This is a genomic window from Streptomyces lasalocidi (genome assembly GCF_005280215.1).
Taxonomy (GTDB): Bacteria; Actinomycetota; Actinomycetes; order Streptomycetales; family Streptomycetaceae; genus Streptomyces; species Streptomyces longwoodensis.
This window is the reverse complement of record NZ_SZNQ01000003.1, coordinates 275,223-300,361: the sequence shown is the minus strand read 5'-3', so window position 1 is coordinate 300,361 and position 25,139 is coordinate 275,223. Positions and strand designations below refer to the sequence as shown.

The window sequence follows — 25,139 nt, the reverse complement described above, 5'->3', positions numbered from 1 at the left end:
GCAGTATCGGGGCGGCGGCGCAGAACCGGCCCTGCGGCGCAGTACCGGCCGGTGGACGGCACGGCGGTGACAGAAGTCCGCAAGAGACCCGGGAAGTGCCGGCAGGCATCGCAATCATGGCAGCCATGACTGAACCTGCCGGCGCACCCGACGCAGCCGCGGCGATGACCGAGGTGTTCGACGCCGTCTATCGTGGAGAGAGCCCCTTCGGCAAACGCCCGCCATGGGACATCGGAGCCCCCCAACCCGCTTACGTGGCACTGGAGAAGGCGGGTCTCATCCAGGGCGCCGTGCTCGACGCGGGCTGCGGCACCGGTGAGGACGCCCTCCACTTGGCCGGCCTGGGCTACGCCGTGACAGGGCTGGACCTGTCCCCGACGGCGATCTCTGTCGCCCGGGACAAGGCCGACGCGCGCGGACTCGGCGCCGTGTTCGAAGTCGCCGACGCCCTCGACCTTACAGGCTGGGAGGAGCGCTTCGACACCGTGATCGACTCCGGCCTCGCCCACACCTTCGAGGGTGACAGGCTGCGCGCCTACGCCACGGCCCTGCACCGGGCCTGCCGTCCCGGTGCGGTGGCGCACATCCTCTCGATCAGCGACCGGGGATCCGCCGAGATGCAGGCGCGGCTCGCCGAGGCCATCGACGAGATACCGGCGCCGCTCCCGGACGACGATGAGTCGCCCACCCTCAAGCGTTCCGCCGACCACCTGCGCGACGGCTTCGCCGAAGGCTGGACGATCGAGTCGATCGACGAGTCCCTCATGCGCGGCGTCATCCCGACCACGTCCGAACTGCTGGACGTGCACGCCTGGCTCGGACGCTTCCGCCGCGACTGACCGCACCCAAAGAAGACGGCCCCGAGAAGGCGAGGAACGATGAAGGTGCGAGTAGGCAAGTGGCTGCGGACCGCCGCGTCCTCACCGACGGGCCGGGCCGCCAGACGCGCGCTCGCGGCGACCGGTACCTCTGCGTCCCGACCGAACCGGTCCGGGGCCGCGCGCGCCGCCTACCGGTTCGGCTGTGTCTACACCGGCTTGTACTGCCTGACCTCCCCACAGGTGTACCTGGCGCTGCGCGGGGGCGGCATGGGGCGCCTTCAGGAGGCGGCCGACGCCTGGGCGAAGCTCTGGGCGATCCGCCCGGTGCGGAACTGGATGGCCGTCCGAATCCTCGGCAAGGAGCTGGGCGACCGCTTCGAAGGCGGCGACGACCCGCACACCTGGGCGGGACAGCTCTGCTGGCTCGCGGGCGCCGCCGTCGCCACTCCGGCCTTGTCCGTGCTGGAGCGCCACCGGACGGGTAGTGCGGCGCCGCAGGAGTGGCTCCGCCTGGCCGCCCGCTTCTGTCTCGCGGGCCAGATGTTCTCCTACGGCGCGGCCAAGGCCGTCCCGCTCCAGTTCCAGCTGCCGCCCTCCAAGCTCGTCGAGCCGCTCGGGGAGCTCAGCCCGATGAGCCTGCTGTGGGCGCAGACGGGATCCTCGAAGCCGTACCAGATGGTGCTCGGGTGCGCCGAGATCGCGGGCGGACTGCTGCTCGTCCTGCCGCGGACGGCGCCGCTGGGCGCGCTGCTATCCGCGGCGGAGATGGCCCAGGTCCTCCTGCTCAACCTGACCTTCGACGTCCCGGTCAAGGTGCACTCCTACCAGCTGCTCCTGCTCAGCCTGCTGCTGCTGGCCCCGCACGCGCCCCGCCTGGCCGGGGCCGCGCTCACCGGGCATCAGCTGCCCGCCGCCTCGACCGGAGACCTCTTCCGTTCCCGCCGGGCGAACCGGATCGCCACCGCCCTCCAGGCCGGGGCCGGACTCTGGCTCCTCGGCGCCCAACTGCGCAACGACTTCACGTTCTGGAAGAACCACGGAGGCGGACGCGAGAAGCCCGCACTCCACGGCATCTGGGACGTCACCGACTTCTCCGTCGACGGCGAGCAGCACCCGCCTGTGACCACCGACGACCGTCGCTGGCGCCGCGTCGTCGTGGACTCCGCCGACGTCGTGGCCATCCAGCACATGGACGACTCGCTCGACCCGTGCATGGCGGCGATCGACATGGACGCCCGCTCCCTCGCCCTGACCAAGATGACCGACCCCACCTGGCGGGTGACCTTCGCCTTCGAGCGTCCCGCCGACGATGCACTGATCCTGGAGGGCAAGGCCGACGGCTGCCACCTCCGCCTGCACCTGCGCCGCCGCGACCCGCACACCTTCCCTCTGATCAGCCGCGGCTTCCACTGGGTGCAGGAGAACTCGTCGCTGCGGTGACGCGATGACGGGCCACCGACCGGCACCGGCGGTGCGGTGGCCGAGGCGTCCGAGGAAGGGGATCAACGCATGAGCGGTGACGTCGACGCACTGACCGCCGAGGTGAGGGGGCCCGTCCTCCTGCCCGGCAGCGGGGAGTACGACGAGGAACGGGCCGGATTCCAAGCCGGCTTCAGGCACCGCCCGGCACTCGTCGTCGGCGCGACCCGCCCCGAGGACGTGCGCGCCGCGGTCCGCTTCGCCGCCGAACGGAGCATGCCCGTCGCCGTGCAGTCCACCGGACATGGCATCGTCACCGCCCTGAACGGCGAGGGACTGCTCATCACGACCCGCCGGATGAAGGCCGTCACGGTGGACGCCGACGCCGCCACGGTCACTGCCCAGGCCGGCGTGCTGTGGGGAAATGTCGTCGAGCAGACCGCCCCCCACGGCCTGGCCCCGGCCAACGGCTCGGCCCTGCACATCGGCGTCGTCGGCTACCTCCTCGGAGGCGGCGTCGGCCTGCTCGGCCGCCGCACCGGATACGCCAGCGACCACGTACGCGCCCTCGACATCGTCACCGCGGACGGACAGCTGCGCCACGTCACGGCCGGCTCCGACCCCGACCTGTTCTGGGCCCTGCGCGGCGGCGGAGGCAACTTCGGCGTCGTCACCGCCGTCGAGACCGCCCTCATGCCGGTGACGCGGCTGTACGGCGGCGCCCTCCACTTCGCCGCCGACCGCCCCCTCGACCTGCTGCACGCCTACCGGACGTGGACGTCCACCCTCCCCGAGGAACTGACCTCCTCGATCTGCCTCATGACCTGCCCACCGTGGGCCGATGTCCCCAAGCCGCTGCACGGACGCTACGCCGCACACATCCGCATCGCGTTCACGGGACCCACCGACGAGGGCGAACGGCTGGTGGCGCCGCTGCGGGCACTCGGCCCGCGGCTCGTCGACACCGTCCGGGACATGCCGTACACACAGGTGGGCACCATCTACCGGGATCCGCAGACCCCGCACGCCTACTTCGGCAACAACGTCCTGCTGCGCGAACTCGACCCCACGGCCCTGCGGACCGTCGTGGACGTGGCGGGGCCCGATGCGCCGGTGCCGTGCAGTGTCGAGATCCGTCACCTGGGCGGCGCCTTCACCCGCCGGCATCCCGGCAGGGGGGCGGTCGGCGCCAGGCAGGCCGCGTACATGCTGCGCGTGACGACCGGCGGCACGGCCACGCCGTCCACGTCTGCCCGGCCGGTCCACCAGAAGGTGTACGACGCCCTGAAACCCTGGACCGTCGGCCGCAGCCTCAACTCCGTCTACAACGACGGCGCCCCGGTGCCGGAGGAGCAGGTACGGGAACTCTTCGCGGCCGAGGACTTCGAGAGGCTCCGCCGCGTGAAGACGCTGCACGACCCGCACAACCTGTTCCGGTTCACGCACAACGTCCGGCCGAAGGGCGTGAGTTGAAGGACAACAGCGGCGGCCGCCCGCCCCTGTGCCTCGGCGCGGCCCTGGTCGTACTGGTGCCGCAGACCGTCGGGGAGGACGGAACCGCGCGGGGAGCGGGCTTCGCGCACTCCGTCGGCGAACGCGCGCTGCCCGGCGGTGTGCGGCAGTGCGTCGTCCCACTTCTTCCACGGCCACAGACCACCGATGGCGTACCGGCCATGCCGGTCGGGGTGCACGACCTTCGTGCCTCCGCCGTCGCCGCGGTAGGCCGCCGTCCAGGTGAAGCGCAAATTCTCGCCCTCCCAGGCGGCCGACAGGGCACAGGCGTCGCGGAGCAGGTCGTCGACGATGTGCTGCGCCCCGCGGCCGGTGAACAGCGGCGCATCGTAGGCACCGAGTTCCTTCGGGAGCAGTCCGGCGTAGGGGCCGTAGGCGGTGCACGGCACGGTGATGATCTGGACGGTCGGGGCCGTCATGGCAGTGCTTCGTCCTTCCGTCGGGGCAAGGGCAGGGTGGTCAGGTGACGGGGGCCAGTACCTTCTGGATGCTGCTCAGGCGGCGCTGGGCGGTCTGGGCGCGCTGCTTCCACTCGGTGAGGCTCTTGGCGAGCCGTTCGCGTTCGCGGGTGGTGCGCTCCAGGTCGAGGCGGAGGGTTTGGGCGGACCAGGCGAGCTCCAGCAGTTCGCTCACGGTGAGCGTGCTGAGGTCGGGAGCGTCCAGCTTCTTGCCGGGCTCCGTGTCGGGCTTGTGGGCCTTGAGGTGGGGGCGTACGGCGATGGCGGTGTCCCCGATGAATCCGCAGCCGGCCCAGGCGCATCCGTAGACGACCGATCCGTCTTCCAGGAGGATCTTGACGATCTGCTTGAAGTGGACCGGCTTCGCCGGGGTGCTCAGCGGGGTTTCAGCGAACTCGACCCCGATGACCTCGAGGCCGTTGACCTTAACGGGGGGTGGCGGGGTCCTGTGTGGGGCGAGAGCGGTGGTCACGCTCGGACGGTCCTTCCGGGTGGGAGCGAGGATCTTGGCATGGCCCGACCGCCACGAGGGAGGAGCGGAGGCCGGGCCGGGGCGGCACGGCGTCCGGGGACGGGCCGGTCTGCCGTGCGGCCTGATCGGGGCGGGCTACCGGGGTGGGCACCTGATAGGCAGGGGCTTGGCCCGGCCCGGGCGTCCGACCGTGCCGTTCATGCGGCCGGGTCGGGCGTGACGGCGGGCGGGACGCGGTGCTGCTCGGCGAAGTTGCGCAACCACAGTGGCTTGAAGCGCTGGAAGTGCTCGCTGTCCGGGTAGCAGCGCGTGACGTGGGAGAAGGAGGCCGGATTGACGGTGCCGTCCTTCCGGACGCGCAGTCCGGCGATCTCCAGGCTGTACAGAATGACGGGGGCGAGCTCTCCATCATGCCGACAGCGCTCCGGCTCAGGCTGCCCGTGCCGGCCGCATCCCGTCCCGCATGCTCGGGCGACCCTGTCTTCGTGTCCTGCGGCGGCCGGCTCGAGGGCGAGCAGGGTGAGCACGGCGATGGCGATGGCGAGATGGGCCCCCTTCCGGGCAGGCACCAGGTGGGCCGGGCGCGGCGGATGGCGGAGCATGGAGGCTCCTGTAGGCCTGGCGCAGGTTGCGCAGACGGTTGCGAGTGGGGCCTGCTGCGGCAAGAGGTGCCACGGGAAGAAACCGGCGCGCCGGTGGACCCGCTATCGCGGCGCTGAGATGGCGGGCAGGTACGGGGCGGCGGCCGGTGTGGTCCAAGGCGTATCCAGGACGCGACCTGCAGCCAGGCCCGGGTGATGGTGCGCCGACGCGGCCGTCGCGAGGGCCTTGTGCGTGTGACGGCGTGCACGGGTACGCCAGCACACGCGTGCGCATGAGACGGGGCAGCATGGATGGCGGAGCGAAGCGTGCGCGCTGCACCGCATGGGCATGAAAGCGAGGCGCACCCGCCGCGCGGCAGACCCCGGCCCTCGGGGGCGCGCCGCTGTCAGCGTGGTGGCCTGACGTCGCGACGGCTGACCGCGGCCGTGCCGCCCAGCTCGTCCAGGAGGCCGATGAGCACGGAGCGGGCGGCGTCGAAGTCCGGCGTGCCGGTGCGCTCTCGCAGACGTTTTTCGAGGCGTTGCCGCGCGTCCCGGGCGGCGGTGACCGCTGCCTTGCCCCGGTGGGTGAGGGCGACGTGGCGGACTCGGGCGTCGTGCGCGCTCGGCAGTCGCTCGGCGTAGCCCAGGCGCTCCAGCTCGGCGACCACCTTGGACGCTCCCTGCTGGGTCATATCCAGCCTGGCCGACAGGTCGCTCACGGTCGGCCGGGCGTTGATCAGGTGCTGGAAGACGTACCCGTGGGACGTCCTGAGGTCGCCGAACCCCTGCGCGGCGAGGTCCTCTTGGACGGCGCCGGCGGCGGCGGAGCCGACGAAGAGGGCGAGGGTGCCCAGGTCGAGGTCGGACGGGTCGACTGGTGTGCTCATGGGACCAGTCTCTATTTGACAACCAAGGTTGTGCAATTATGGTTGTGTATATGAGAGAAGCAAGCACCCACCCCCACGTCCGTACCGCCCTGCGCTACCACGAGGCGGTGGCCCGGCTGGCGCCGCCGCAGGAGCTTGAGGAGTTCCTGCACCCGGACATGGTCCACACCCAGCTCCCGAACGCACTGTTTCCGGCCGGTGTCGAGCGTGACCTGGCAGCAACCCTCGCCGCGTCGAGCAAAGCCCGCACGCTGCTGACGGCCCAGAGCTATCAGATGCTCAACGCGGTTGCGTCCGGCTCGCAAGTGGCCCTGGAGGTTGTCTGGTCGGGCACTCTGGCCGTTCCCTTCGGCAGCCTGCCGACGGGCCATGTGACGCGCGCGCACATCGCGGCTTTCCTCGAGTTCCGGGACGGCAGGATCATCGCCCAGCGCAACTACGACTGCTACGAGCCCCTCCCCGCCTGAACCGACAAGGGCGCCCTCGCGACACCGGCGAGGGGATGTCTTGTCGATCAGGCCGGATCAGGGAGCGACGCCTGGTGTGCCTTGCATTGCAAGGCGGAGGAGCTTGGCGTTGGGGAGCATCGGCAACTGGCCGTGAGGTCGGGGAGGGCGGCGGCGGCTCACTCGGGTGGTGTTTGCCTGAGGTGTCGATGCTGGCGCCGTGTGGGTGGGTAGCATCCGGCGGTAACAACACCAGAGGAGCGAGTCGCAATGGCCAACGAGCCGGAAGTACCCACCGTCCAAAGCCTGCAGAGTCAGTACGAGGCTCGATTCGCCAACCACCTGTCGGAAAACAGGGAGGAACAGGCTCGTCTGCGTGCGCGTCTTGAGGAACTCGTGGCGGACGAGGCTTGGCTAGCGCGGGCGCTCGAGGCAATGTCCGCGCAGCCTGAAGACAGCACCGAAGTTCAGGAGAAGGGGCAGGAGTTGGCGCGGTCGCATCGTAACGCAACCGAAGCAGTAGAGGCTGCCGGTGCAGCCGAGTCGGCCATTGAGGCTTCCTCAGCGCTGGTCAGGCAGCGGCAGGGCAAGTCGGCGACGGCACCTGTGAAGAAGAGCACCGCCAAGAAGAGCACCGCTAAGAAGACGACTGCGAAGAAGGCGTCCGCGGCGAAGAAGAGCGCGCCGGACGAGCAGGTGCCCGCAGCGAATAAGACAAGGGCCCAGTCCAGCGAACCGTCGTTGGGGCTGTTGCTGCTGAGTATCTTGCGACGGCACACTGGGCAGCCGCGCACTGCCGGTGAAGTGGTCAGCGACCTGGAGCAGGAGCATCCCGAGCGGGCCCGCGAAGTCAACACCGTGCGCAACACGCTGGAGCGGCTGGTGGCCAAGAGCCTCGTCGATCGGATGAAGCAGAAGAACACTGTGCTCTATACCGTTGCGGCCGATGCTGTGTCCGCGTCGGACGATGCCGGCAATGAGGCGAGCGAACCCACCGGATAGAGGCCGACGCGCCCCCGACTCCTCGCCCGGCTCCGTGATGCCGATCGGGCCGAGCAAGCGTTGCCTTCCTGCTTCCTTGAAACAGTGGGCAAGACACCGCCGCCAGAGGCTCAACGGGGATGCGTTCGAGTGCCTCCGCTACCTGCGGGACGAAACCTTCACCCAGCTCGGGACCACCTTCGTCGGCGGCTACGGCTGCCACACGGTGCTGCGCCGAGCGGGCTCTGCACTGCGTCTCGCTGCCCGGCAGCGCGGGACAACTGGTCTGAACGGCTGATCTCACGCGGTGATTGCATGCACAATTGGACCGGGCGGGGGAAGCGGCGTCACACGCACCTGGGGAGGTTCGGACGCCGCCTCCCACGCTGCCCGTCCAGCGCCGACGCTTGCACCACACGACCATGATCCGCACCGCGGCCGCTATGCAACTGTTGGCGGGCACCGGCCTGACGGCGTGGGAGCCCGGCCGGCAACGCGTTCGAGCGGCTCCAACAGCGCTTCGCCCGGCGTGGCAGCGGCGCAGCCGAGGGAGCGCGCTAACGGCCGACGTACTACATGGCCTTGACTGCTCCGCGCGAACGGGAGTGACCTGGCCAGCTGGCCGTACGAGTAGTGGTGCGCGGCATTGAAAGCCCCTTTCAGCTGACTGCCGGTTCAAGACGGCCGTGACGGTCCCTACCGCCACTAGTCTCCTGAGTCAGGAGTTCCGTATATATCTGTAGGCGAGTTGGTGTTGTCGGTGGAGGAGCGGGCGGCGCTTGAGGGGTGGGTGCGGCGTCGTTCGACTCCTCAGTCGTGGGCGGTGCGGTGCCGGATCATCCTGGCCTGCGCGGACGGCATGTCGAACAAGGACGTCGGTGCCTTAGACCGTGTCCTACATGGTCAATTGGTCGTTCGACTGGTTATGGGGAGTGGGCGGTGGGGATGGATCGTGCCAGAGGGCCTGTGGGAGATCGCCAGGCCACTGTTGCCGCCGGCGCGGGTGCGGCCGCAGGGCGGCGGGGTCGCGAACATCGATGACGAGGCGGTGTTCGCCGCGATCATCTACGTGCTGGTCAGTGGTTGTGCCTGGCGGGCGTTGCCGCCATGTTTCGGGGCGTCGAAGTCGACCGTGCACCGCCGGTTTCTCATCTGGTCCCGGGCCGGTGTGTGGGGACGACTGCACCAGAAGGTGCTCGAGCTCCTGGACCGCCAGAACCTCGTCGACCTGTCGCCCGCTGTCCTCGACTCCGCTCACGTCCGTGCTAAAAAGGGGGCGAACTTGCAGGTCCGAGCCCCGTGGACCGGGGTAAGCCCGGTTCCAAGATGCACGTCCTGTCGGATGCGAACGGACTGCCCCTACGCGTCGGACTCTCCGCGGCCAACACCCACGACAGCCTCGCCCTGAAGCCGATGCTGTCCCACTTCCACATGGGACACGAATCCCACGCGACCGATTCCAAGCCCGTGCGGCTTCACGCAGACAAGGCATACGACATCCCTCACCTGCGGCGATGGCTGTGGGGCAAGCGCATCGGCGTCCGTATCGCCCGCAAAGGCATCGACTCCAGCGAGCGGCTCGGTCGTCGACGATGGGTCATCGAACGCACCATGTCCTGGCTCACCGGATACCGCCGCCTCAACCACCGCTACGAACGCCACCCCCGCAACTACCTGGCCTTTCTCGGACTGGCAGCCGCACTCTGCTGTTACAAGCGGCTCCTCAAACTGACCATGTAGGACACGGTCTTAGTAGGCATGACGGGGCAGTCGGTGGGCCGCTGGCGCTCGAGGTTCGTCGAGCATCGGATCGCCGGCCTGGGTGACCTGCCCAGATCCGGCGGTCCCCGCTCGGTGAGCGACGAGCAGGTTGCCGCAGTGGTGAAGCGGACGCTGGAGTCGGCCCCGAAAAGCGCCACGCACTGGTCGACGCGGGCGATGGCCAAAGAACTGGGCCTGTCCCAGTCGACCGTGTCGCGGATCTGGCGGGCCTTCGGCCTGCAGCCCCACCGCTCGCAGACCTTCAAGCTGTCGACGGACCCGTATTTCGCGGACAAGGTGCACGATGTCGTGGGCCTGTATCTGGACCCGCCCGAGCGGGCGATGGTGTTCTGCGTGGACGAGAAGACGCAGATCCGTGCCCTGGACCGCTCCCAGCCGGTACTGCCGATGATGCCCGGGGTTCCTCAGCGGGTCACCCACGACTACGTCCGCGCCGGCACCACCACCTTGTTCGCGGCACTCGAGGTCGCCACCGGCACGGATCCCTGCACCGCCGACACCGGGCCGAGGAGTTCAAGAAGTTCCTGATCAAGCTTGACCAGGAGATCCCGGCAGATCTGCAGGTGCACCTGATCCTCGACAACTACGCCACCCACAAGACGCCGGCCGTCAAAAGCTGGCTGATCGCCCACCCCCGCTTCCATCTGCACTTCACGCCCACCGGCTCGTCCTGGCTCAACCTCGTGGAACGGTGGTTCGCAGAGCTGACCAACAAGCAGATACGACGCGGCGTGCACAAGAGCGTCCACGCCCTCGAAAAGGACATCCGCACCTGGATCGCCGCATGGAACACCGACCCCAAACCCTACATCTGGACCAGAACCGCGGACGAGATCCTCGAACGCCTCGCCAGTTATTTAGCAAGATTCCTGACTCAGAAGACTAGTACTGCAACGGTGCTTGTCCTGAGTGCTGGGCAGTTCTCAGGGGCTGTGGCCGCGTCGTTTGTAGTGGCTGATGCGTGCTTGGTGTTGGCGTCGTCGGCGCCATGTCGACCAGTGCAGGACGTGGTCGATGGGGGTGGGGCGGCGGTCGGTGAGGCGGGTGATCAGGCGTCGGATTTCGGCGAGGCTGAGGTGGATGAGCTGGGAGGATCCGTTTCTGCTTTCTCTGCATCCAGTTGGCGGGATCGCAGGACGGTGAGGCAGGCGTGGGCGGCCATGGCAAGGGTCATGTGGCGGTGCCAGCCGGGATAGCGGCGGACCTGGTAGTCGTCCAGGCCGCACTCCTGCTTGGCGCTCTGGAAGCATTCCTCGACGGCCCAGCGGCTGCCCGCGATGCGTATGAGTTCGTCCAGTGTGGTGTCGGTGGGGCAGTAGGCGATGTAGTAGGAGATCTCCTCGGGCCTGCTGACGCTGCGGCGGGCGAGGACCCAGTGCCGGCGGTCTTCGCGGTGCCACGGCCGCACTTCGACGCGGGCCCAGTCGTAGATCCGCCGGCCGTGTGCCCCTTCGCCGCAGGAACGGCGTTTCCACTTCTGCCGGGGCAGGCCGGGAAACAGCTCGTGGACGGGATGGTCGATTGCCCAGCGGGTGACGACGGTGTCGTGCCGGGTGGTGGCCATGACGTGGAAGACATCCGCCTGCTCGAGCTCGTAGCGCCAGCCCTTGGAGAAGCCGTATGCGGCATCCGCCGTCACCCAGGCGAACGGGATCCGGTCCGCGATGGCCTTGCGGACCATCGCCTTGGCCATGGCCACCTTCGTGGCGAAGGCGACCTCGTCGCCGATGCCGGCCCGGCGGCAGCGTTCCCGGTCGTCCATCCACGACGTGGGCAGATAGAGCCGCCGGTCGATCAGCGTGCGGCCGCGGCCGGTGGCGTAGGCGAGGAACACTCCGATCTGGCAGTTCTCGGTGCGGCCGGCGGTTCCGGAGTACTGCCTTTGCACCCCGGCCGAGCGCAGGCCCTTCTTCAGGAAACCGGTGTCGTCGACGATCAGCACGGCGTCCCGGTCGCCGAGGTGTTCCACGACGTAGTCGCGTACATCGTCCAGGACCTCATCCGCGTCCCACTCGATCCGGTTCAACAACCGGTGGAGACGGTCCGGGCCTGCGTGCCCGGCCTCCTCCGCCAGCGTCCAGCCATTCTTGCGCTCCAGCGGAGCAATCAGCCCCCCGCATGTAAGCGAGCGCCGACTGGCGCGGCTCTTCCCGGTTGAACCGGTGCACGAACCGGTCATGCAGAGCGTCCAGTTCACCGGCCCACAGCCTGACATCGGCAAGGTCCCCACCCATGACCACACCAACGACTGAGCTGGCCAGCAGTCACGGCAAAGACCGTTGCAGTACTAGTCTTCTGAGTCAGAAGTTCCTTATATAACTGTAGGCTTGCGGTATGGCTCGTACGGGGCGGCCGAAGGCCGAGTTGGTGCTGTCGGTAGAGGAGCGGGCGGCGCTGGAGGGGTGGGTGCGGCGTCGCTCAACTCCTCAGTCCTGGGCGGTGCGGTGCCGGATCATCCTGGCCTGCGCAGACGGCATGTCGAACAAGGATGTCGGTGCCTTGGTGGGCATGACGGGGCAGTCGGTGGGCCGCTGGCGGGCGCGTTTCAACGAGCATCGGATCGCCGGCCTGGGTGACCTGCCAAGATCCGGCGGTCCCCGCTCGGTGAGCGACGAGCAGGTCGCCGCAGTAGTGAAGCGGACGCTGGAGTCGACACCGAGGAACGCTACGCACTGGTCGACGCGGGCGATGGCCAAGGAAGTGGGCCTGTCCCAGTCGACCGTGTCGCGGATCTGGCGTGCCTTCGGGCTGCAGCCCCACCGCTCGGAGACCTTCAAGTTGTCGACGGACCCGTACTTCGTCGACAAGGTGCACGATGTCGTGGGCCTGTATCTGGACCCGCCCGAGCGGGCGCTGGTGTTCTGCGTGGACGAGAAGACGCAGATCCAGGCCCTGGACCGCTCCCAGCCGGTACTGCCGATGATGCCCGGGGTTCCTCAGCGGGTCACCCACGACTACGTCCGGGCCGGCACCACCACCTTGTTCGCGGCACTCGAGGTCGCCACTGGGAAAGTGATCGGATCCCTGCACCGCCGGCACCGGGCCGAGGAGTTCAAGAAGTTCCTGCTCAAGCTTGACCAGGAGATCCCGGCAGATCTTCAGGTGCACCTGATCCTCGACAACTACGCCACCCACAAGACGCCGGCCGTCAAGACCTGGCTGATCGCCCACCCTCGATTCCATCTGCACTTCACGCCCACCGGCTCGTCCTGGCTCAACCTCGTGGAGCGGTGGTTCGCAGAACTGACGAACAAGCAGATACGCCGAGGGACCCACAAGAGCGTCCAGGCCCTTGAGTTGCTGGCTCCGTCGATACCGAGTGCCGGCAGAGGTCGGCCTCGGGTGGAGGACCGTCGGGTGATCAACGGGATGGTCTACAAGATCCGCACCGGTATCTCCTGGCGTGACCTGCCGGAACGTTACGGACCGTGGAAGACCGTCTACACCCGCTTCCGCCGCTACGCCCTCGACGGCGTCTTCGCGCGAGCCCTTCAACAGATCCAAGCCCGTGCGGACGCGGCGGGCGGGCGGGTCCAGATACAGGCCCACGACGCCGTGGACCTTATCCACGAAATACGGGTCCGTCGACAAGCTTGAAGGTCTGCGAGCGGTGGGGCTGCAACCCGAAGGCCCGCCAGATCCGAGACACGGTCGACTGGGACAGGCCCACTGCCTTGGCCATCGCCCGCGCCGACCAGCGCGTAGCGTTCCTCCGGGCCGACTCCAGCGTCCGCTTCACCACTGCGGCAACCTGCTCGTCGCTCACCGAGCGGGGACCGCCGGATCTGGGCAGGTCGCCCAGACCGGCGATCCGATGCTCGTTGAAACGCGCCCGCCAGCGGCCCACAGACTGCCCCGTCATGCCCACCAAAGCACCGACATCCCTGTTCGACATGCCGTCCGCGCAGGCCAGGATGATTTGGCACCGCGCCGCCCAGGACTGAGGCGTCGAGCGACGCCTCACCCGCCCCTCCAGCGCAGCTCGCTCCTCCACCGACAGCACCAACTGGGCCTTCGGCCGCCCCGTACGAGCCATACCGCAAGCCTAGAGATATGTATGGAACTTTTGACTCAGAAGACAAGAAGGTCACTCCTGGCACGCACCCTAGTGGCCGCCGCCGACCGAAGATCAACCTATGTGAGCTGCTGGGCTGGCCGGGCTGCCCGCCATGCCGGACGGTACCGCGACCGCTCAACGCTGCCTCACGGCTGGTTTGGTCCCACTGCTCGAACGAGAGGGCAGAACCAACCGGGCCGGCAACTGCGGCGCTACGGCTGAAACCAGGACGGCACCCTTGCTGAGCCCTGGACCCGTCCCAATGCATCTGCGGGACTGGAACGAGGCCGGCGGCTGGCAGCGCCTGCACGAGGTTCTGTTGGCTGAGCTCGATCTGCTTGGCCGAACCGGCGCGCGCCACATCCGGCCGCCGGTCAGGCCGAGGCGTCAGGCGAGTGGGGCGTCGTCTAGCGCCTTCGCAAGGTCGCCGAGTGCCGGTGCCGTAGGGGGCGAAGACACCGGCCGCAACGCTGTCACCGAAGCGGGTGGAGTTGTCCCGCTCCGCATCCTCCACCGCCACTTCCAAGAAGGACAGCCCCCTGGCATCGTAGACGCCGGTAGCGGCACCGCGCAGGGTCAACGCGGCACCAGCTTGCGAGGTGGCGCCACCGGCAGTCGGCGCCAATCGGTCAGTGGCGGGCTGCGCCATGCTCTAGAAGCATCTGCCGCACCTCTACGCGTGCAGCCGGCGCCGGGGGACGCCCTCCCCAGCGGAGGTGCCTCGGTCGTGTGAGGCGCCGTGGCCGCACTGCCGTATCCAGCAGGATCAGCTGCTGCGGTCGGAGTCGGCGGCTTCCCGACGACGGCGGTGTGCCCGCCATGCCGCACGAGCCCCGAACGCTGCAGCGACCAGCTGCAAAACCGCCGTCCCCAGGCCAATGATCTGTCCCACGCTGTACATCTCGCTCCTCCGGATTGGCACACGCGTCCACGGCTTGCAGGAGAAGCGTCCCGACCAGAACATTGATGCACGAGAGACAAGATCCACTTTCCGGTTCTTGCCGCCTCCCGGCAACAAAGTCGGCAATATACGGACCGGAGAGGAGTTGTTGCGGGGGATGCAAGAACCACGGCGCGGGCGCCCGTTAAGCGCCCTGAATCCTAACTTGAGCCCGGAGATGACGGTCTGGGCGACACGACTGCGCGAGTTCTACAAGAGCCTGGGGCTGACCCTGCTGGCCTTGGAGAACCTACTCGGCATCGACGCCACCACCCTCTCTCGCTACCTCAACGGGCAGCGGCTACCCGAGATCACCTTTCTGAAGGCTCTCGACAAAGCGATCGAAAAGCAGACGGGAGCGCGCCTTAGGCCTGAGGTGATGGCGGCCGTACGCGGCGAGTACCTCGCCGCTTGTCTAGTGCACGAGCCGCAGCGCCACGAGGTGTACGTGCTGCGTGACGAACTGGATGAGGCCCGGTCCCGGCTGGTGGCGGCCGAACAGACCGTCGTCGAACTGCAGGAGCAGATCACCAGCGAGCAGCGTCGCCGCCAAGAGCTGACGTCCGGTCTGCGTGAGTTGGAGGAGGTAGCGGCCAGCGGCCTCCGTGATGCCGAGGCGCTTCGACGCGAGCGGGATATGGCCTTGGTCGAGCGCAACCTGCTGGACGAACTCTTGCAAGACCACCTGATGGAACTTAGGCTGGCCAGCCGCGACCGCGTCATCAGCTTGCAGCTGGAGAAGGAGGTGACCCGGGCGCTGACCGTAGCTGAGCAGGCTCTCGAAGACGTGCTCGCGGAGGTAAACGAAGCGATCGGGCAACAGTCCTCCACGGAGGCTGAGTCCGGTCAGGCGAAGACGCGGTGGTGGAAACGGACACCGTCCGCCGATCTCGCCAGGCTTCGCGAGCAGACAGCGCTGGCAGCCCAGGTGCACATCCCTGAGCTCGTGAAGCAGTTGAACAAATGGAACTCGCAGGATCCCGTCGATCTGTCCATCCCCTCGGTAGGCAGCTATTCCAGTTCGGAGACTGCGCAGTTGGCCTCCGTGATCGACTCCTTGCTGCGTGAATCCGTCCGGTTGGCCGGTGAGCAGGCCCTGCTGCGGGGCAACGTCAACGCGATGTTCACCAACCTCTCGCGCCGCTCCCAAGGCCTCATTCAGCGCCAGCTCTCGCTCATCTCCGAGCTGGAGTCGCGCGAGGCCGACCCGGACCAGCTGTCCTCGCTGTTCAAGCTCGACCACCTCGCGACCCGCATGCGTCGTAACGGTGAGAACCTCCTCGTCCTCGCGGGTGAGGAGCCCGGCCGCCGGTGGATCCGGCCTGTCCCGCTGCTCGACGTGCTCCGCGCCGCCGCGTCCGAGGTGGAGCAGTACGAGCGCATCGAGCTGTTCGCTGTTCCTACCATTGAGATCGCCAGCCGCGTCGTCAACGACCTTGTCCACCTGCTCGCCGAGCTGATGGAGAACGCCACTTCGTTCTCCGCACCCCACACCAAGGTCAAGGTCACCGGTCACGCCCTGCCCGACGGCCGCGTCCTGATCGAAATTCACGACGCCGGCATCGGCCTCTCGACCGAGGACCTTCTCGAGATCAACGAACGGCTTGCCTCGCTGCCCACGATGGATGTCTCGGTCGCTCGCCGTATGGGCCTCTTCGTGGTCGGCCGGCTCTCCCTACGGCACGGCATCCGCATCCAGCTTCGCCCGTCCGAATCCGGCGGTACGACCGCGCTGGTCATGCTCCCCATGGACGTCGTACACCCAAAGACCATCACCGACGGCCCGCCCAGGACCTGACATGGTGTTCCGGACGCCCCGCAAACTCGGACTCGTCAGCCTTACTGAGCTTTTCGTTAGTTCTGTGGGTGCAGGCGGTGTGAGCATGATGGTGTGTCTTCCAAGCCGCAAGATGCTGTTGCCGATGTCTCCGTTCTGCCGTTGACGCGCCCCAGTTGGCCGAGGCCCGGCGCATGCGCGCGGCCGAGTTGTTCGAGCAGGGACGTCCTTCATCCGAGGTTGCCCGGGCAGTGGGGATGCATCCCGAGAGTGTGCGCCGGTGGAAACGCCTGTGGGAGCAGGGTGGGGTTCAGGCATTGCGGCGGCGTTCGGCTACCGGTCGCCCGCCGAAGCTGGACGACGCCCAGGTCGAAGCGGTTCGTACTGCGCTGGAGCAGGGCGCCCAGGCGCACGGGTTCGAGGCGGACCTGTGGACGCTGGATCGGGTCGGCGTAGTGGTTGAGCGGGTGACCGGGGTGACGTTGGCCCGGGCCTCGGTATGGCGTCTGCTGACCGGGCGGCTGGGGTGGAGTTTGCAGCGGCCCAGGCGCCAGGCCGTCGAGCGGGACGAGTCCGAGATCGCCCGATGGGTCGCCCACGATTGGCCGCGCATCAAAAAGGGCGGTGAGGAAACGTGCCTGGGTCGTGTTCTTCGACGAATCAGGTGTATCGCTGCTGTCCGAGGTGCGTCGCAGGTACGCACCTCGCGGTCGTACTCCGCTCTTGCGGCACCGGCTGAACTGGAAACGAGCCGGGATGGCGGCCGCGCTGGGCTACCACGCCGCCGACCCCGAACGGGTCGGCGGTACTTGTCGTGGTCGTAGCCGCGGCGGACGAAGAGCATGTCGGGCCGCCTGCGCGGTCTGCCGACCACGCCGGCAACGGCCGGGATCTTGTCGAGCAGGGGCAGGAGTTCGGTGACGTCGTTGCGGTTGCCGCCGGCCAGCGACACCGCGAGCGGGATGCCCTGGCCGTCGGTGAGGATGTGGTGCTTGCTTCCCGGGCGGGCGCGGTCGACCGGGCTGGGTCCGCAGGCCCCGGCGTGCGACCCGGACGTGGGAGGAGTCGATCACCGCCCTTGACCAGTCCGACTGGTTCTTCGAGCGCAGCTTGTTCAGCAGCAGTTACTGATCGCTTCAGCATGAAGTTCGTTGTGGTGCTTGGCAGTTGAGTGGTGTGTCGGCAGTATCTGTTGGGTGTCTGCTGATCTTGTCCCTGATGACCTGTGGGAGCGTGTGGCTCCGCTACTGCCTGCTCGTCCGGCGAGGCGGTATCGGTATTCCGGGCGGTTGCCGGCGGACGACCGGGCTGCGCTGCGGGGCATCGTTTACGTGCTGTGCAAGAGTGTGAGCTGGCGAGATGTTCCGGCTGACCAGGTCGGCTGCAGCGGCGTGACGGCCTGGCGCCGCCTGCGGGACTGGACCGAAGCGGGCGTCTGGCCACACCTGCACGAGGTGCTCCTGGCCGAGTTGCGGGCGGCGGGCTTGCTGGACATGGATGACGCGGCGATCGACGGCTCGCACGTCAGGGCCCTCAAAGGGGGGCTGACACCGGACCTTCGCCGGTCGACCGGGCCCGGCCCGGCAGCAAGCACCACCTGATCGTCGACCGGCGCGGCACACCCTTGGCTGTCTCACTGACCAGCGGAAATCGCCACGACGTGACACAGATGATGCTCCTGCTGGACGCGATACCCCGCATCCGCGGCGCTCGAGGCCGGCCTCGCCATCGGCCACGTCGACTGTTTGCCGACCGAGGCTACGACTACGACAAGTACCGGCGACTGATCCGGGCCCGCGGCATCACCCCCAAGATCGCCCGCAAGGGTCTCGCCCACGGTTCCGGCCTGGGCAAGACCCGCTGGGTGGTCGATCGAACCTTCGCCTGGCTCCACCAGTTCAAACGACTCCGCATCCGCTACGAGATACGCGCTGACCTCCACCTCGGACTACTCCAACTCGCCTGCAGCATTCTCTGCTTGAGGCGACTCAGAACCTCATTTTGAAACAATCAGTTAACCCATCGCCCGAGGTCCTCGCCTTGGCGCACGACGGCGCCCGCCTCGGTGGGCAGCGCCTCACCGGCGTCCGGATGCATCCTCACCAGGTGGAGGCACCGCTGCCACGTCACCGGGCACGACGGGCACCAGGAGGCGTCGATCTCCTCGAGCTGCTCGCGCCGCTCGTCCGACAGCGCCCCGGCCCACGACTCCACCGGCAGCCCCCTCGGCACGCCGCTGATCGATCTCCGCAGCCTTTCGGGCGGCGGCCCGCGCATGTCTCAGGAAGATGCCCACCTTCGCGTCCTGGAAGGTGGTGTCCAGCGGGGCCAGGAGGTGCCCGTGTTCGGCCGCCCACCCGCGCGCGGCGGCCAGGCCCTCCTCCCACGCGTCGTCGTAGTGCGACCAGATCATGGCGAGCTTCTCCAGGGGCGCGACGCGGTCCTCGTCCAGTCGGCGGCGGGCGTGGAACCTCCGGGCGTCGGCGGTCCACTGCCCCAGCGGGAACCCGGCGAGCGAGGCTGGCCACCTCGCCTTCTGCCTCCTGGTTGTCGGCGGCGGACATGCGGAACGTGAACGGGACCTTCAGGTCGTTGAGCTCGCGGGCGGATATGACGGCGGTTTCCACGCCGGGCCGCCAGTGCTCGTGTTCGCAGGGTGCACCTGTCGCGGAAGCCAGTGAGCTGGTTCGACGTTACATCAGCGGCGTACGTTTACGGTGATGTGCCATCCGGCGCCTCCGGCTGCGGCTGTTGCCACAGCGCCGGCGAGCAGGGGTGGGGCGCCAAGGACCCAGATGATGACGGCACTAGAGATGCCGATGATGCAGACGGTCAGCTGGGCCCAGTGCAGAGCGCGACTGGGGTGTGTGCGGGGGGTTGGACCTCGTGTGCTGTCCTGTGATGTCGGCCCGTCAGGTGTCGCGGTCATGGGTTTCCTTTGTGGTTCTGACGGCGGTGATGATGGTTGCTGCTGTTGCCCCTGAGCCTGGTCGCTACTGGCTTGCAAGCTGTGGATGGTGGTGCGTCCGGACGGCTATGAGGGCGGCGCGAGGCCTTGGGACGGCTCCGTGTACAGGGGCGGCTTGGTGTAAGTGAAGGCGAATGCGGTGTGATTGCAGACCTGTAGCTGCCTTCTCGCGGGTTCAGATGCCGCTGTTGGTTGGGGCGGCGGGACGGCTGGAGCCCCACGCTTTCCCCTCATCAGATGTTTGGGAGGGTGCGTGGGCGTCCAGGGGTTCTTGCTTAGGGACGGCCTGTCGCACGCGGTGTTCGGCTGTGCTGCGTCGTCCATGGGAGTCGCTACGCGCGTGAGTCGTGCCGGTGGGAGCGCTCGGGGGTTGGTGGCTTGGGATCTCCTGGCGGGTGGTGTAGCCGTAGACGAGAAGAACGTCCAAGGTGAAGATGCGTCGAAGACGGCGCCGCAGCGCGGCCTCCAGCACTGAATGCCAGGTCGGGGACTGCAGGGTGGTTGCGGTCTCGTGGTCCCCGACGAACAGGGAGATGTCCAGTTGGTTACGCTGCAGGCGGGTCCGCAGCACTGTTGCGGCACGCAGAGCGCGTAATTTTCTGCGGCTGAGCTCACCCGAACGGTTGGCCAAGAGGTCTTCCCACGCCTCACGGACTCGGTCATTGACCCTCGGACAGTCCGCGCAAGTGACCTGGCCCATCAAAACGTCGGACAGCTTGACGCGGAACGTGGCAGTGCACTGCAGACATGCAACGGTCCAGGGGCGGTTGAAACCGCGATATGGTTCTTGAGCCTCAAGATCCGCCTTGCGTAAGAGCCGCATGGCGGTTCCCTGGGAGACCTCACCGTCGGAACTGTCTGCGACGAGGGCCTGCAGATCCTCCACCTCCCGCTTGCTTGCCAAGCGGATACTGTCGGCCTGCTGTTGCGCCCGCATCCACGCCTCGACCCATAAGGAGTGACGGCGCTCCGGCAGCCCGCACCCCACCAGGAAGGCTGTCAGGCACGCCACCGTGCCCGGCACCTGCTTGCGCTCGGCAATCCGGTTGGCTGTACTGCGGGAAAGCTGCATGCCAGCTGCCCGCGCCTTGCGTTCCATCGCCCGATATGAAGGTGCGCCGCCCGCCATGCGCAGTTCACCGAGGGCCGCACAGAGCTCTGGGAAGTTGCGGACATGATGCGGTTGCGGGGCACCCGTGGGCGCGGTTCGGCCGGCTCGCTGGCTGAGATGAGCACTGAACCACAGCCGTTCGATCTCATCGATGTCAAGCCTGCAGGCGTCCGCGAAAGCGCGTGCGACCTCTACTTTCGGTACGCGGGTTCCGGATGCTGCCCGTTGTAGGGTTGTGGCACTGTAAGTGCGGGTGCGTGCGGAAAGCTCGGGATAGGATAGCCCGCACGCCTTGCGTCCGTCTCGCAGGGCCGTTGCCAGCCTTCCCAGTGGGCTCAGCGGTTCGGGTACCGGTCGCTCTGGGCGCGCCATTACACTTCACTTTCTGTGGCATTGCGATACATGAACGGTGCTCCTGTCTCTTCAGCCGTAGGTACCGACCTCGGCTGCCTCATGGCTCCAACCGACTAACGCCGTGCGGTAGTTGGCGCTACCGAGCGGGCGCACAGCATCCTGCCACCCATGCGTGGAGGGCCGCATGTGCCTGAGGGTTGATGCTGGGACGACTCGTGCAAAAAGAAACCCCGCACACGGCATGAGACAAGTTGCATCAATCGTTGACCAGCTACTTTGATGACCATGATCATTTGAACAGCCTATCTCATGGTCTGGTTAATTCATTTTGGCTCGCCCGTGCTTGTATGCCTTGGTGGATGCTGGCAATCTCACACATGGCCGCTGCCGAGAGTGGCGGTGCCCTGTCTCTATGGCTCCAACCGCAGTGAACAGGGACTTTCGACCGTGAGCGTTGGCGCGCTGCATGGTTGTGAAAGAGTCGGCTACTAAGCTAGCCGACTCTTTTGCTTTTATGGCACTGGATGATGTGCTTTTACTGACAGAAATTGATCGAATGGTGTGACTCTCTGCATTCGCTGAGGCGGTGCACGCCATCCTTCCTGGCGTCGAGGCGCAGCGAGGCCTCCCGACGCAGCACAAGCAGCCGCTCTCGGCGGCGCATCGGGGCGCGTGCCCCATATCCGGGGTGGCCACCAGGTGTCGTTGGAGTCGGCTGGGTGGTGCTGGTGTGACTGGCACGAAGCTTTCGCGTGCTTGTCGTCAGGTCTCGACGCGGCCGGCTGCCGTTACTGGGCGGTGCGCCGGTGCGACACCCTCTACCCGCAGGCGATCACCGCGCGGGGACTATCGCCAGGCGGTGCCCGTCGTCGCCACCCTGGAGCAGCTCCAGGAGCACGGCGGCGGTGTGGCGGCGGCTGGGACGGGCCGGGGACAAGTCCGTGTGTGGCCCGTCTCGCTTCGACGACATCGCCCGCGAGGAACGTCGCTGGAGTCGCGGGACGGCTCCGAGCCGGACCGGGTCGGGCCGACGCACCTGACCCGGTACGCCACGGGCCCGGGGGGATGCGCTCTGCGACTGCCGCCGACGTCTCGGATCGGAGCGGGGGAGGGGTAGGGCATGGCTGTCCTACTCCTTAAGTGTCATGCCAGATGTGGGAGGAAGATCCCGGCGGGTCCGGATACGGCCAAGTTCCGGCGATGGCGGCCTCGTTGCGGACAGGGCCGCCATCGTTGAGGGCTCTAGCCAACCGTCAGTGACAATACGTCCTGAAATGCAAAACATGACCATCACAAACATGACCATCACAAAACATAGTGAAATACCAAAGAGGCGCTTGCCTCTAGCGACTATAGTGCGTTAGATTCGCGTTAGATTTGGAGTGTGAGGGTGGAGGTGGATGTGGGGGTCATCGATCCGGTGGCGGCTGTGCTGGATCGGATTTCGTTTGACGGTCCGGTGCCGCCCTTGCCGGATCCGGTGGAACGGGTCAGGCTGCGGGAAGCGTTCGGCTGGACGGTGACGCAGATGGGTCGGGCCAACGATGTGCGCCGTGAGACGGTGTGGACGTGGGAGTCGGATCCGCCGCGTACGCCGCGTGGTGAGAAGGGGCAGCGGTACGCCAGGATCCTCGCCTACTTCGCCGCCGAACTCGCTCGCGTCGGTGCAGACGGTGGCTCCGCCACCTCGGAACCCGAGCCCGCGGACGAGCCTGAGTCAGCGCCGGATGTGCTCGCCCCGGAGGTGACTTCTCGTGAGCTCGATTTCGACATCGAGGACCCTCCCGAGCTCTCCTGGCCGGACACCGATCCTGCCCCTGCCCGCGGGGAGATGGCGGTAGCCGCTTTCGATGAGCCCGGCTCTTGGATCGATCTGCCCGAGGGGGTCACCCGGCTGTGCATTCGCTGCGGGCACCCGACGTCCAGCGTGGTGGACGGCCGACCCCGCCATGTGTACCTCCAGGCCATGGCCGCCATGGGCATGCCGCGCTGCGACACCCCGCCCATTACGCAGGCCGAGCCCGCCTCCGCCCCGCGGACCGAGACGGCGCCCACGTCCGCCGTGACCACCCTCGCCCCAGCTCCCGCGGCCCCGGCGGCCACCGCCCCGCCCCCCGCGGCTACCGCTCCGGCCCCGGTGCTCCCGGCCGCTGTCCCACCTGTCGTTCGTCCGCCGGCCGCGCCGCGTCGACCGGCCGCCGCCTCGTCCTCCCGCCGTGCGAACCGTGCGGCGAAGAAGCCGACTCTGAAGCCGGTGCCGCCGGAGTTCACCGACGGTCCGCTGGCCGTCCTTGGCATCACGGACGGTGCGCTGACCGTGCACCTCGCCGACGGCCGCACGGTCCCGTGCCCGGCCAGGTCCCTGCAGGCTCTGGCCGCGTGGGCGTTGGACAAGCGGAAGATTCGTCTGGGTGCGGCCAGGGTGCACGACAACGGTTTCGACCAGGACCCGCTGATCATCCTCACCGAGAGTGCGGTTGCACACTTCGGCCTGCCCGCCAGCCTTGCGGACCAGGAGAACCTCCGCCTGCCCGCCGACCACGAGGCCCTCAAGAGCGTCACCAAGGCCGGATGGGAACTCACCAAGGCCGGGTTCGGTCCGTGGCCGCGGATCTTCAAGCGCCTCGACGGCAAGCGTCATTGCGTCCAGCTGTTCCTCACCCCTTGGGGCGCCTTGGAGGACCGTGTCTGGGGCCCAGCTGGTGAGCTGCCCGCGGGTGACCTTGCGCGCATGCTCGGCACCTATGCCCGCCTGCTCATCACCCCGCGCGGTACGGTCGCCGTCACCGGCGAGGAGCTCATGACTTCGCTGCGCCCGCCCACGAAGGCGGAGTGGAGCCAGGACGAGGGGAGGTACGTGTCGGTGAAGGTGCCCCACACCCTCCACACTCTCGTCGATCCGGCCCCGCCCGAGGCTCCCGACGAGCATCCCGTCGTCGCCGCCGACTACCCGGAGGAAGGCTCCCGGCCCGCAAGCGAGGCCCTCGATGAGGAAGCGTGTATCTGGGTTCGCCCCGCGGACCTGATAACCGACGTGGAGCGGGCGTTTACGCACGTTGTGGCTCTGGATGTGCAGGTGGCTTTCCTGGCGGCGTGCCGGCGGCTGCACGTCGGCACCGGCCCGGCCGTCCACTACCCCCGCAATCCCGACTTCGACCCCGCTCTGCCCGGCTCCTGGTACGTCGACCTCTCCCATGTCGAGACCGACCCGCGCCTGCCCAGCCCGTTCACCTCCAGCGGCGAACGGCCCGACGGTCCCGGCTGGTACGCCACCCCCACCGTCGCCTACGCCGTCGAACTCGGCGCCGACGTCGGCCCCATGGAGGCGTGGGTCCGGGAGACCCACAGCCCTTACCTGCAGCCGTGGTACGAGACGCTGCGTGATGCCTACCTGACCGTGATGGCCGACCTCGGCGTCACCACGGACCTCGACGACGAAGCGTTCCTTGCGGCCATGGCCGGCTACAAGGACGGCGACCCGCTGCTGGTGACGCTGGCGGGCGCGATCAAGGCCACTGCCAAGGCGGGTATCGGCAAGCTGCGCCAGCGCCCGAACTTGGGCGTCGATCACGTCTTCGGAGACCCGTGGCCGGCGTTGAAGCGTCTGACGTGGCGGCCCGACATCCGTGCCATGATCCTGTCGAAGGCGCGGACCAACATGCACCGCAAGATGCACAACCTCGCCACCGTCGCGGGCCGTTACCCGCTTGCGGTCAACAACGACTGCGTCGTCTACGCCGCCCACGGCCCCTCGCCCCTGCCCCTTCTCCTGGGCCCGGACGGTGAGCCGGTCCGCGGCGGGTTCCGTCTCGGTGTCAACCCCGGCTCCGTCAAGCACCAGGGCTCCCAGACCATCGACTGGGCGCTGGACCTGCTCGCGGGCGGAGTGAACATCGCCAACGAGATCAAGGACGCCTCGCTCGTCCCCGTCGCCTGACACAATAGGGAAGTTGACTGACCGTGGGACTGATCGAAGACCGCCTGGACGAGGCCGCGCAGACGGCCTACTCCCAGCCGATCCCCAAATCCCTCGGCGCGCGGATGCGGTTCCTGCTCAAGCAGGAGAAGGGCGTCAGCCGCGCGGAGGCCGCCCGGGCGGTCGCTGAGAAGATCGGCAAGTCCCAGCGCACCGTGGAGCGCTACCGCGACGACAAGATCAAGACTGCGAAGCCCGAGACTGCCGCCCTCATCGAAGCCGAGGTCAAAAAGCTGTGGCAGCCGATCGTCAAGGCGAAGAAGCTCCAGGCCGCGATCACCACCGGCGGGATCAAGGTCGACGTCCGGGCCAAGTTCGGGTTCACGTCCCCCAGGGGCACTACCAACGACCCCCGTTACCGCCGCCTCACCCGCCGCCTGGACGCAGCCACCGCCGCCGCCCTCTTCGAGGCAAAGACGGCCGGCGCCTCCGAGGAAGACCTCGCCCAGATCGTCGCCGACGGACTGCGCGAGGACTACTTCACCGACGGCGGCACACGCGCCACCTCCCTCCAGCAGGTCGAGCTGACCGGCATCGACCACATCCGCTTCGACATCACCTGACCACTGACCACCGACCGTCCCCGGCTGAAAG

At 67.8% G+C, this 25,139-nt stretch carries 17 protein-coding genes and 8 pseudogenes; 15 read left to right on the top strand and 10 right to left on the bottom strand.

Annotated features, from left to right (window positions below):
* The first annotated feature begins 125 nt into the window (after window positions 1-125).
* From E4U91_RS36955 to E4U91_RS36945, 3 genes are all read left to right on the top strand, one after another.
* The gene (locus E4U91_RS36955) at window positions 126-839 is read left to right on the top strand and encodes a class I SAM-dependent methyltransferase (RefSeq protein WP_206666945.1); all 714 of its coding nucleotides are present in this window, start codon (window positions 126-128) and stop codon (window positions 837-839) included.
* 39 nt (window positions 840-878) lie between these two features.
* Window positions 879-2,261, top strand: a complete 1,383-nt coding sequence (locus E4U91_RS36950; RefSeq protein WP_137311384.1) for a DoxX family protein — start codon at window positions 879-881, stop codon at window positions 2,259-2,261.
* A 69-nt stretch (window positions 2,262-2,330) separates the two neighbouring features.
* Entirely contained in the window at window positions 2,331-3,713 is a 1,383-nt protein-coding gene (locus E4U91_RS36945) for an FAD-binding oxidoreductase (RefSeq protein ID WP_137311383.1), read from the top strand.
* A gap of 498 nt (window positions 3,714-4,211) precedes the next feature.
* On the opposite strand, the gene E4U91_RS36940 is transcribed toward E4U91_RS36945, so the two are convergent.
* The 3 genes from E4U91_RS36940 to E4U91_RS36930 all read right to left on the bottom strand — a co-directional run bounded on the left by E4U91_RS36940 (window position 4,212) and on the right by E4U91_RS36930 (window position 6,153).
* Complete coding sequence (locus tag E4U91_RS36940; RefSeq protein WP_137311382.1) at window positions 4,212-4,682, bottom strand: hypothetical protein; 471 nt, start codon at window positions 4,680-4,682, stop codon at window positions 4,212-4,214.
* Window positions 4,683-4,879: 197 nt separating this feature from the next.
* Window positions 4,880-5,284 (bottom strand): hypothetical protein, encoded by a 405-nt coding sequence (locus E4U91_RS36935; RefSeq protein ID WP_137311381.1) that lies wholly within the window; start codon window positions 5,282-5,284, stop codon window positions 4,880-4,882.
* 386 nt (window positions 5,285-5,670) lie between these two features.
* Complete coding sequence (locus E4U91_RS36930) at window positions 5,671-6,153, bottom strand: MarR family winged helix-turn-helix transcriptional regulator (RefSeq protein WP_137311380.1); 483 nt, start codon at window positions 6,151-6,153, stop codon at window positions 5,671-5,673.
* Between the two features lie 50 nt (window positions 6,154-6,203).
* Here E4U91_RS36930 and E4U91_RS36925 point away from each other — a divergent pair, with 50 nt between their 5' ends.
* The 4 genes and pseudogenes from E4U91_RS36925 to E4U91_RS36905 all read left to right on the top strand — a co-directional run.
* Complete coding sequence (locus E4U91_RS36925; protein WP_241678973.1) at window positions 6,204-6,620, top strand: nuclear transport factor 2 family protein; 417 nt, start codon at window positions 6,204-6,206, stop codon at window positions 6,618-6,620.
* Between the two features lie 249 nt (window positions 6,621-6,869).
* On the top strand, window positions 6,870-7,601 hold the full coding sequence (locus E4U91_RS36920) for a BlaI/MecI/CopY family transcriptional regulator (RefSeq protein WP_137311378.1): 732 nt from the start codon (window positions 6,870-6,872) through the stop codon (window positions 7,599-7,601).
* Window positions 7,602-8,505: 904 nt separating this feature from the next.
* Window positions 8,506-9,320, top strand: a protein-coding gene (locus E4U91_RS36910; RefSeq protein WP_168218332.1) for an IS5 family transposase whose coding sequence is annotated in 2 segments (ribosomal slippage) — window positions 8,506-8,848 and window positions 8,848-9,320 — 816 coding nt in all. Because the reading frame shifts where the segments join, the coding sequence is not laid out codon by codon here.
* 30 nt (window positions 9,321-9,350) lie between these two features.
* A pseudogene (locus E4U91_RS36905) lies at window positions 9,351-10,228 on the top strand (IS630 family transposase); the annotation flags it as partial.
* A gap of 182 nt (window positions 10,229-10,410) precedes the next feature.
* Here E4U91_RS36905 and E4U91_RS36895 read toward each other — a convergent pair.
* Window positions 10,411-11,596, bottom strand: a pseudogene (locus E4U91_RS36895) (IS701 family transposase).
* A gap of 100 nt (window positions 11,597-11,696) precedes the next feature.
* On the opposite strand from E4U91_RS36895, the pseudogene E4U91_RS36890 reads away from it, so the two are divergent.
* Window positions 11,697-12,656 (top strand): annotated as a pseudogene (locus E4U91_RS36890) (IS630 family transposase); the annotation flags it as partial.
* Window positions 12,657-12,659: 3 nt separating this feature from the next.
* Complete coding sequence (locus E4U91_RS39455) at window positions 12,660-12,959, top strand: transposase (RefSeq protein ID WP_277755383.1); 300 nt, start codon at window positions 12,660-12,662, stop codon at window positions 12,957-12,959.
* Here E4U91_RS39455 and E4U91_RS36885 read toward each other — a convergent pair.
* Window positions 12,925-13,398 (bottom strand): helix-turn-helix domain-containing protein, encoded by a 474-nt coding sequence (locus E4U91_RS36885; RefSeq protein ID WP_241678972.1) that lies wholly within the window; start codon window positions 13,396-13,398, stop codon window positions 12,925-12,927. The genes E4U91_RS39455 and E4U91_RS36885 overlap by 35 nt on opposite strands.
* Window positions 13,399-14,297: 899 nt before the next feature.
* Here E4U91_RS36885 and E4U91_RS40060 point away from each other — a divergent pair.
* The 3 genes and pseudogenes from E4U91_RS40060 to E4U91_RS40050 form a co-directional block, all read left to right on the top strand.
* Window positions 14,298-14,690 (top strand): annotated as a pseudogene (locus E4U91_RS40060) (helix-turn-helix domain-containing protein); the annotation flags it as partial.
* Between the two features lie 591 nt (window positions 14,691-15,281).
* A pseudogene (locus E4U91_RS40055) lies at window positions 15,282-16,121 on the top strand (sensor histidine kinase); the annotation flags it as partial.
* 209 nt (window positions 16,122-16,330) lie between these two features.
* Window positions 16,331-16,960 (top strand): winged helix-turn-helix domain-containing protein, encoded by a 630-nt coding sequence (locus E4U91_RS40050; protein ID WP_137311375.1) that lies wholly within the window; start codon window positions 16,331-16,333, stop codon window positions 16,958-16,960.
* Here E4U91_RS40050 and E4U91_RS39855 read toward each other — a convergent pair.
* Window positions 16,906-17,260 (bottom strand): annotated as a pseudogene (locus E4U91_RS39855) (transposase); the annotation flags it as partial. The gene E4U91_RS40050 and the pseudogene E4U91_RS39855 overlap by 55 nt on opposite strands.
* A 72-nt stretch (window positions 17,261-17,332) precedes the next feature.
* On the opposite strand from E4U91_RS39855, the gene E4U91_RS36865 reads away from it, so the two are divergent.
* Window positions 17,333-18,141, top strand: a protein-coding gene (locus tag E4U91_RS36865; protein WP_168218314.1) for an IS5 family transposase whose coding sequence is annotated in 2 segments (ribosomal slippage) — window positions 17,333-17,672 and window positions 17,672-18,141 — 810 coding nt in all. Because the reading frame shifts where the segments join, the coding sequence is not laid out codon by codon here.
* Between the two features lie 5 nt (window positions 18,142-18,146).
* Here E4U91_RS36865 and E4U91_RS40045 read toward each other — a convergent pair.
* The 4 genes and pseudogenes from E4U91_RS40045 to E4U91_RS40035 form a co-directional block, all read right to left on the bottom strand.
* A complete protein-coding gene (locus E4U91_RS40045; protein WP_422070960.1) occupies window positions 18,147-18,368 on the bottom strand; it encodes a hypothetical protein in 222 nt (73 codons plus the stop codon).
* Between the two features lie 55 nt (window positions 18,369-18,423).
* A pseudogene (locus tag E4U91_RS40040) lies at window positions 18,424-18,549 on the bottom strand (helicase associated domain-containing protein); the annotation flags it as partial.
* A 730-nt stretch (window positions 18,550-19,279) separates the two neighbouring features.
* Window positions 19,280-20,203 (bottom strand): hypothetical protein, encoded by a 924-nt coding sequence (locus tag E4U91_RS36855; protein ID WP_241678971.1) that lies wholly within the window; start codon window positions 20,201-20,203, stop codon window positions 19,280-19,282.
* Between the two features lie 156 nt (window positions 20,204-20,359).
* Window positions 20,360-20,587, bottom strand: a pseudogene (locus E4U91_RS40035) (helix-turn-helix domain-containing protein); the annotation flags it as partial.
* Between the two features lie 1,366 nt (window positions 20,588-21,953).
* Here E4U91_RS40035 and tap point away from each other — a divergent pair.
* Together tap and tpg are read left to right on the top strand one after the other, a co-directional pair.
* Window positions 21,954-24,506, top strand: coding sequence for a telomere-associated protein Tap (tap, locus tag E4U91_RS36845; RefSeq protein WP_241678970.1), 2,553 nt, complete (start codon window positions 21,954-21,956; stop codon window positions 24,504-24,506).
* 23 nt (window positions 24,507-24,529) lie between these two features.
* Complete coding sequence (gene tpg, locus E4U91_RS36840) at window positions 24,530-25,108, top strand: telomere-protecting terminal protein Tpg (protein WP_137311372.1); 579 nt, start codon at window positions 24,530-24,532, stop codon at window positions 25,106-25,108.
* Window positions 25,109-25,139: the final 31 nt, after the last annotated feature.

Coding starts and splice junctions, on each gene's coding strand:
- E4U91_RS36935 (WP_137311381.1), bottom strand. CDS start 5,284: ATGCTCCGCCATCCGCCGCGCCCGGCCCACCTGGTGCCTGCCCGGAAG.
- E4U91_RS40050 (WP_137311375.1), top strand. CDS start 16,331: ATGCGCGCGGCCGAGTTGTTCGAGCAGGGACGTCCTTCATCCGAGGTT.
- E4U91_RS36885 (WP_241678972.1), bottom strand. CDS start 13,398: ATGGCTCGTACGGGGCGGCCGAAGGCCCAGTTGGTGCTGTCGGTGGAG.
- E4U91_RS36945 (WP_137311383.1), top strand. CDS start 2,331: ATGAGCGGTGACGTCGACGCACTGACCGCCGAGGTGAGGGGGCCCGTC.
- E4U91_RS36925 (WP_241678973.1), top strand. CDS start 6,204: ATGAGAGAAGCAAGCACCCACCCCCACGTCCGTACCGCCCTGCGCTAC.
- E4U91_RS36930 (WP_137311380.1), bottom strand. CDS start 6,153: ATGAGCACACCAGTCGACCCGTCCGACCTCGACCTGGGCACCCTCGCC.
- E4U91_RS36920 (WP_137311378.1), top strand. CDS start 6,870: ATGGCCAACGAGCCGGAAGTACCCACCGTCCAAAGCCTGCAGAGTCAG.
- E4U91_RS36855 (WP_241678971.1), bottom strand. CDS start 20,203: ATGGAACGCAAGGCGCGGGCAGCTGGCATGCAGCTTTCCCGCAGTACA.
- E4U91_RS36950 (WP_137311384.1), top strand. CDS start 879: ATGAAGGTGCGAGTAGGCAAGTGGCTGCGGACCGCCGCGTCCTCACCG.
- E4U91_RS36955 (WP_206666945.1), top strand. CDS start 126: ATGACTGAACCTGCCGGCGCACCCGACGCAGCCGCGGCGATGACCGAG.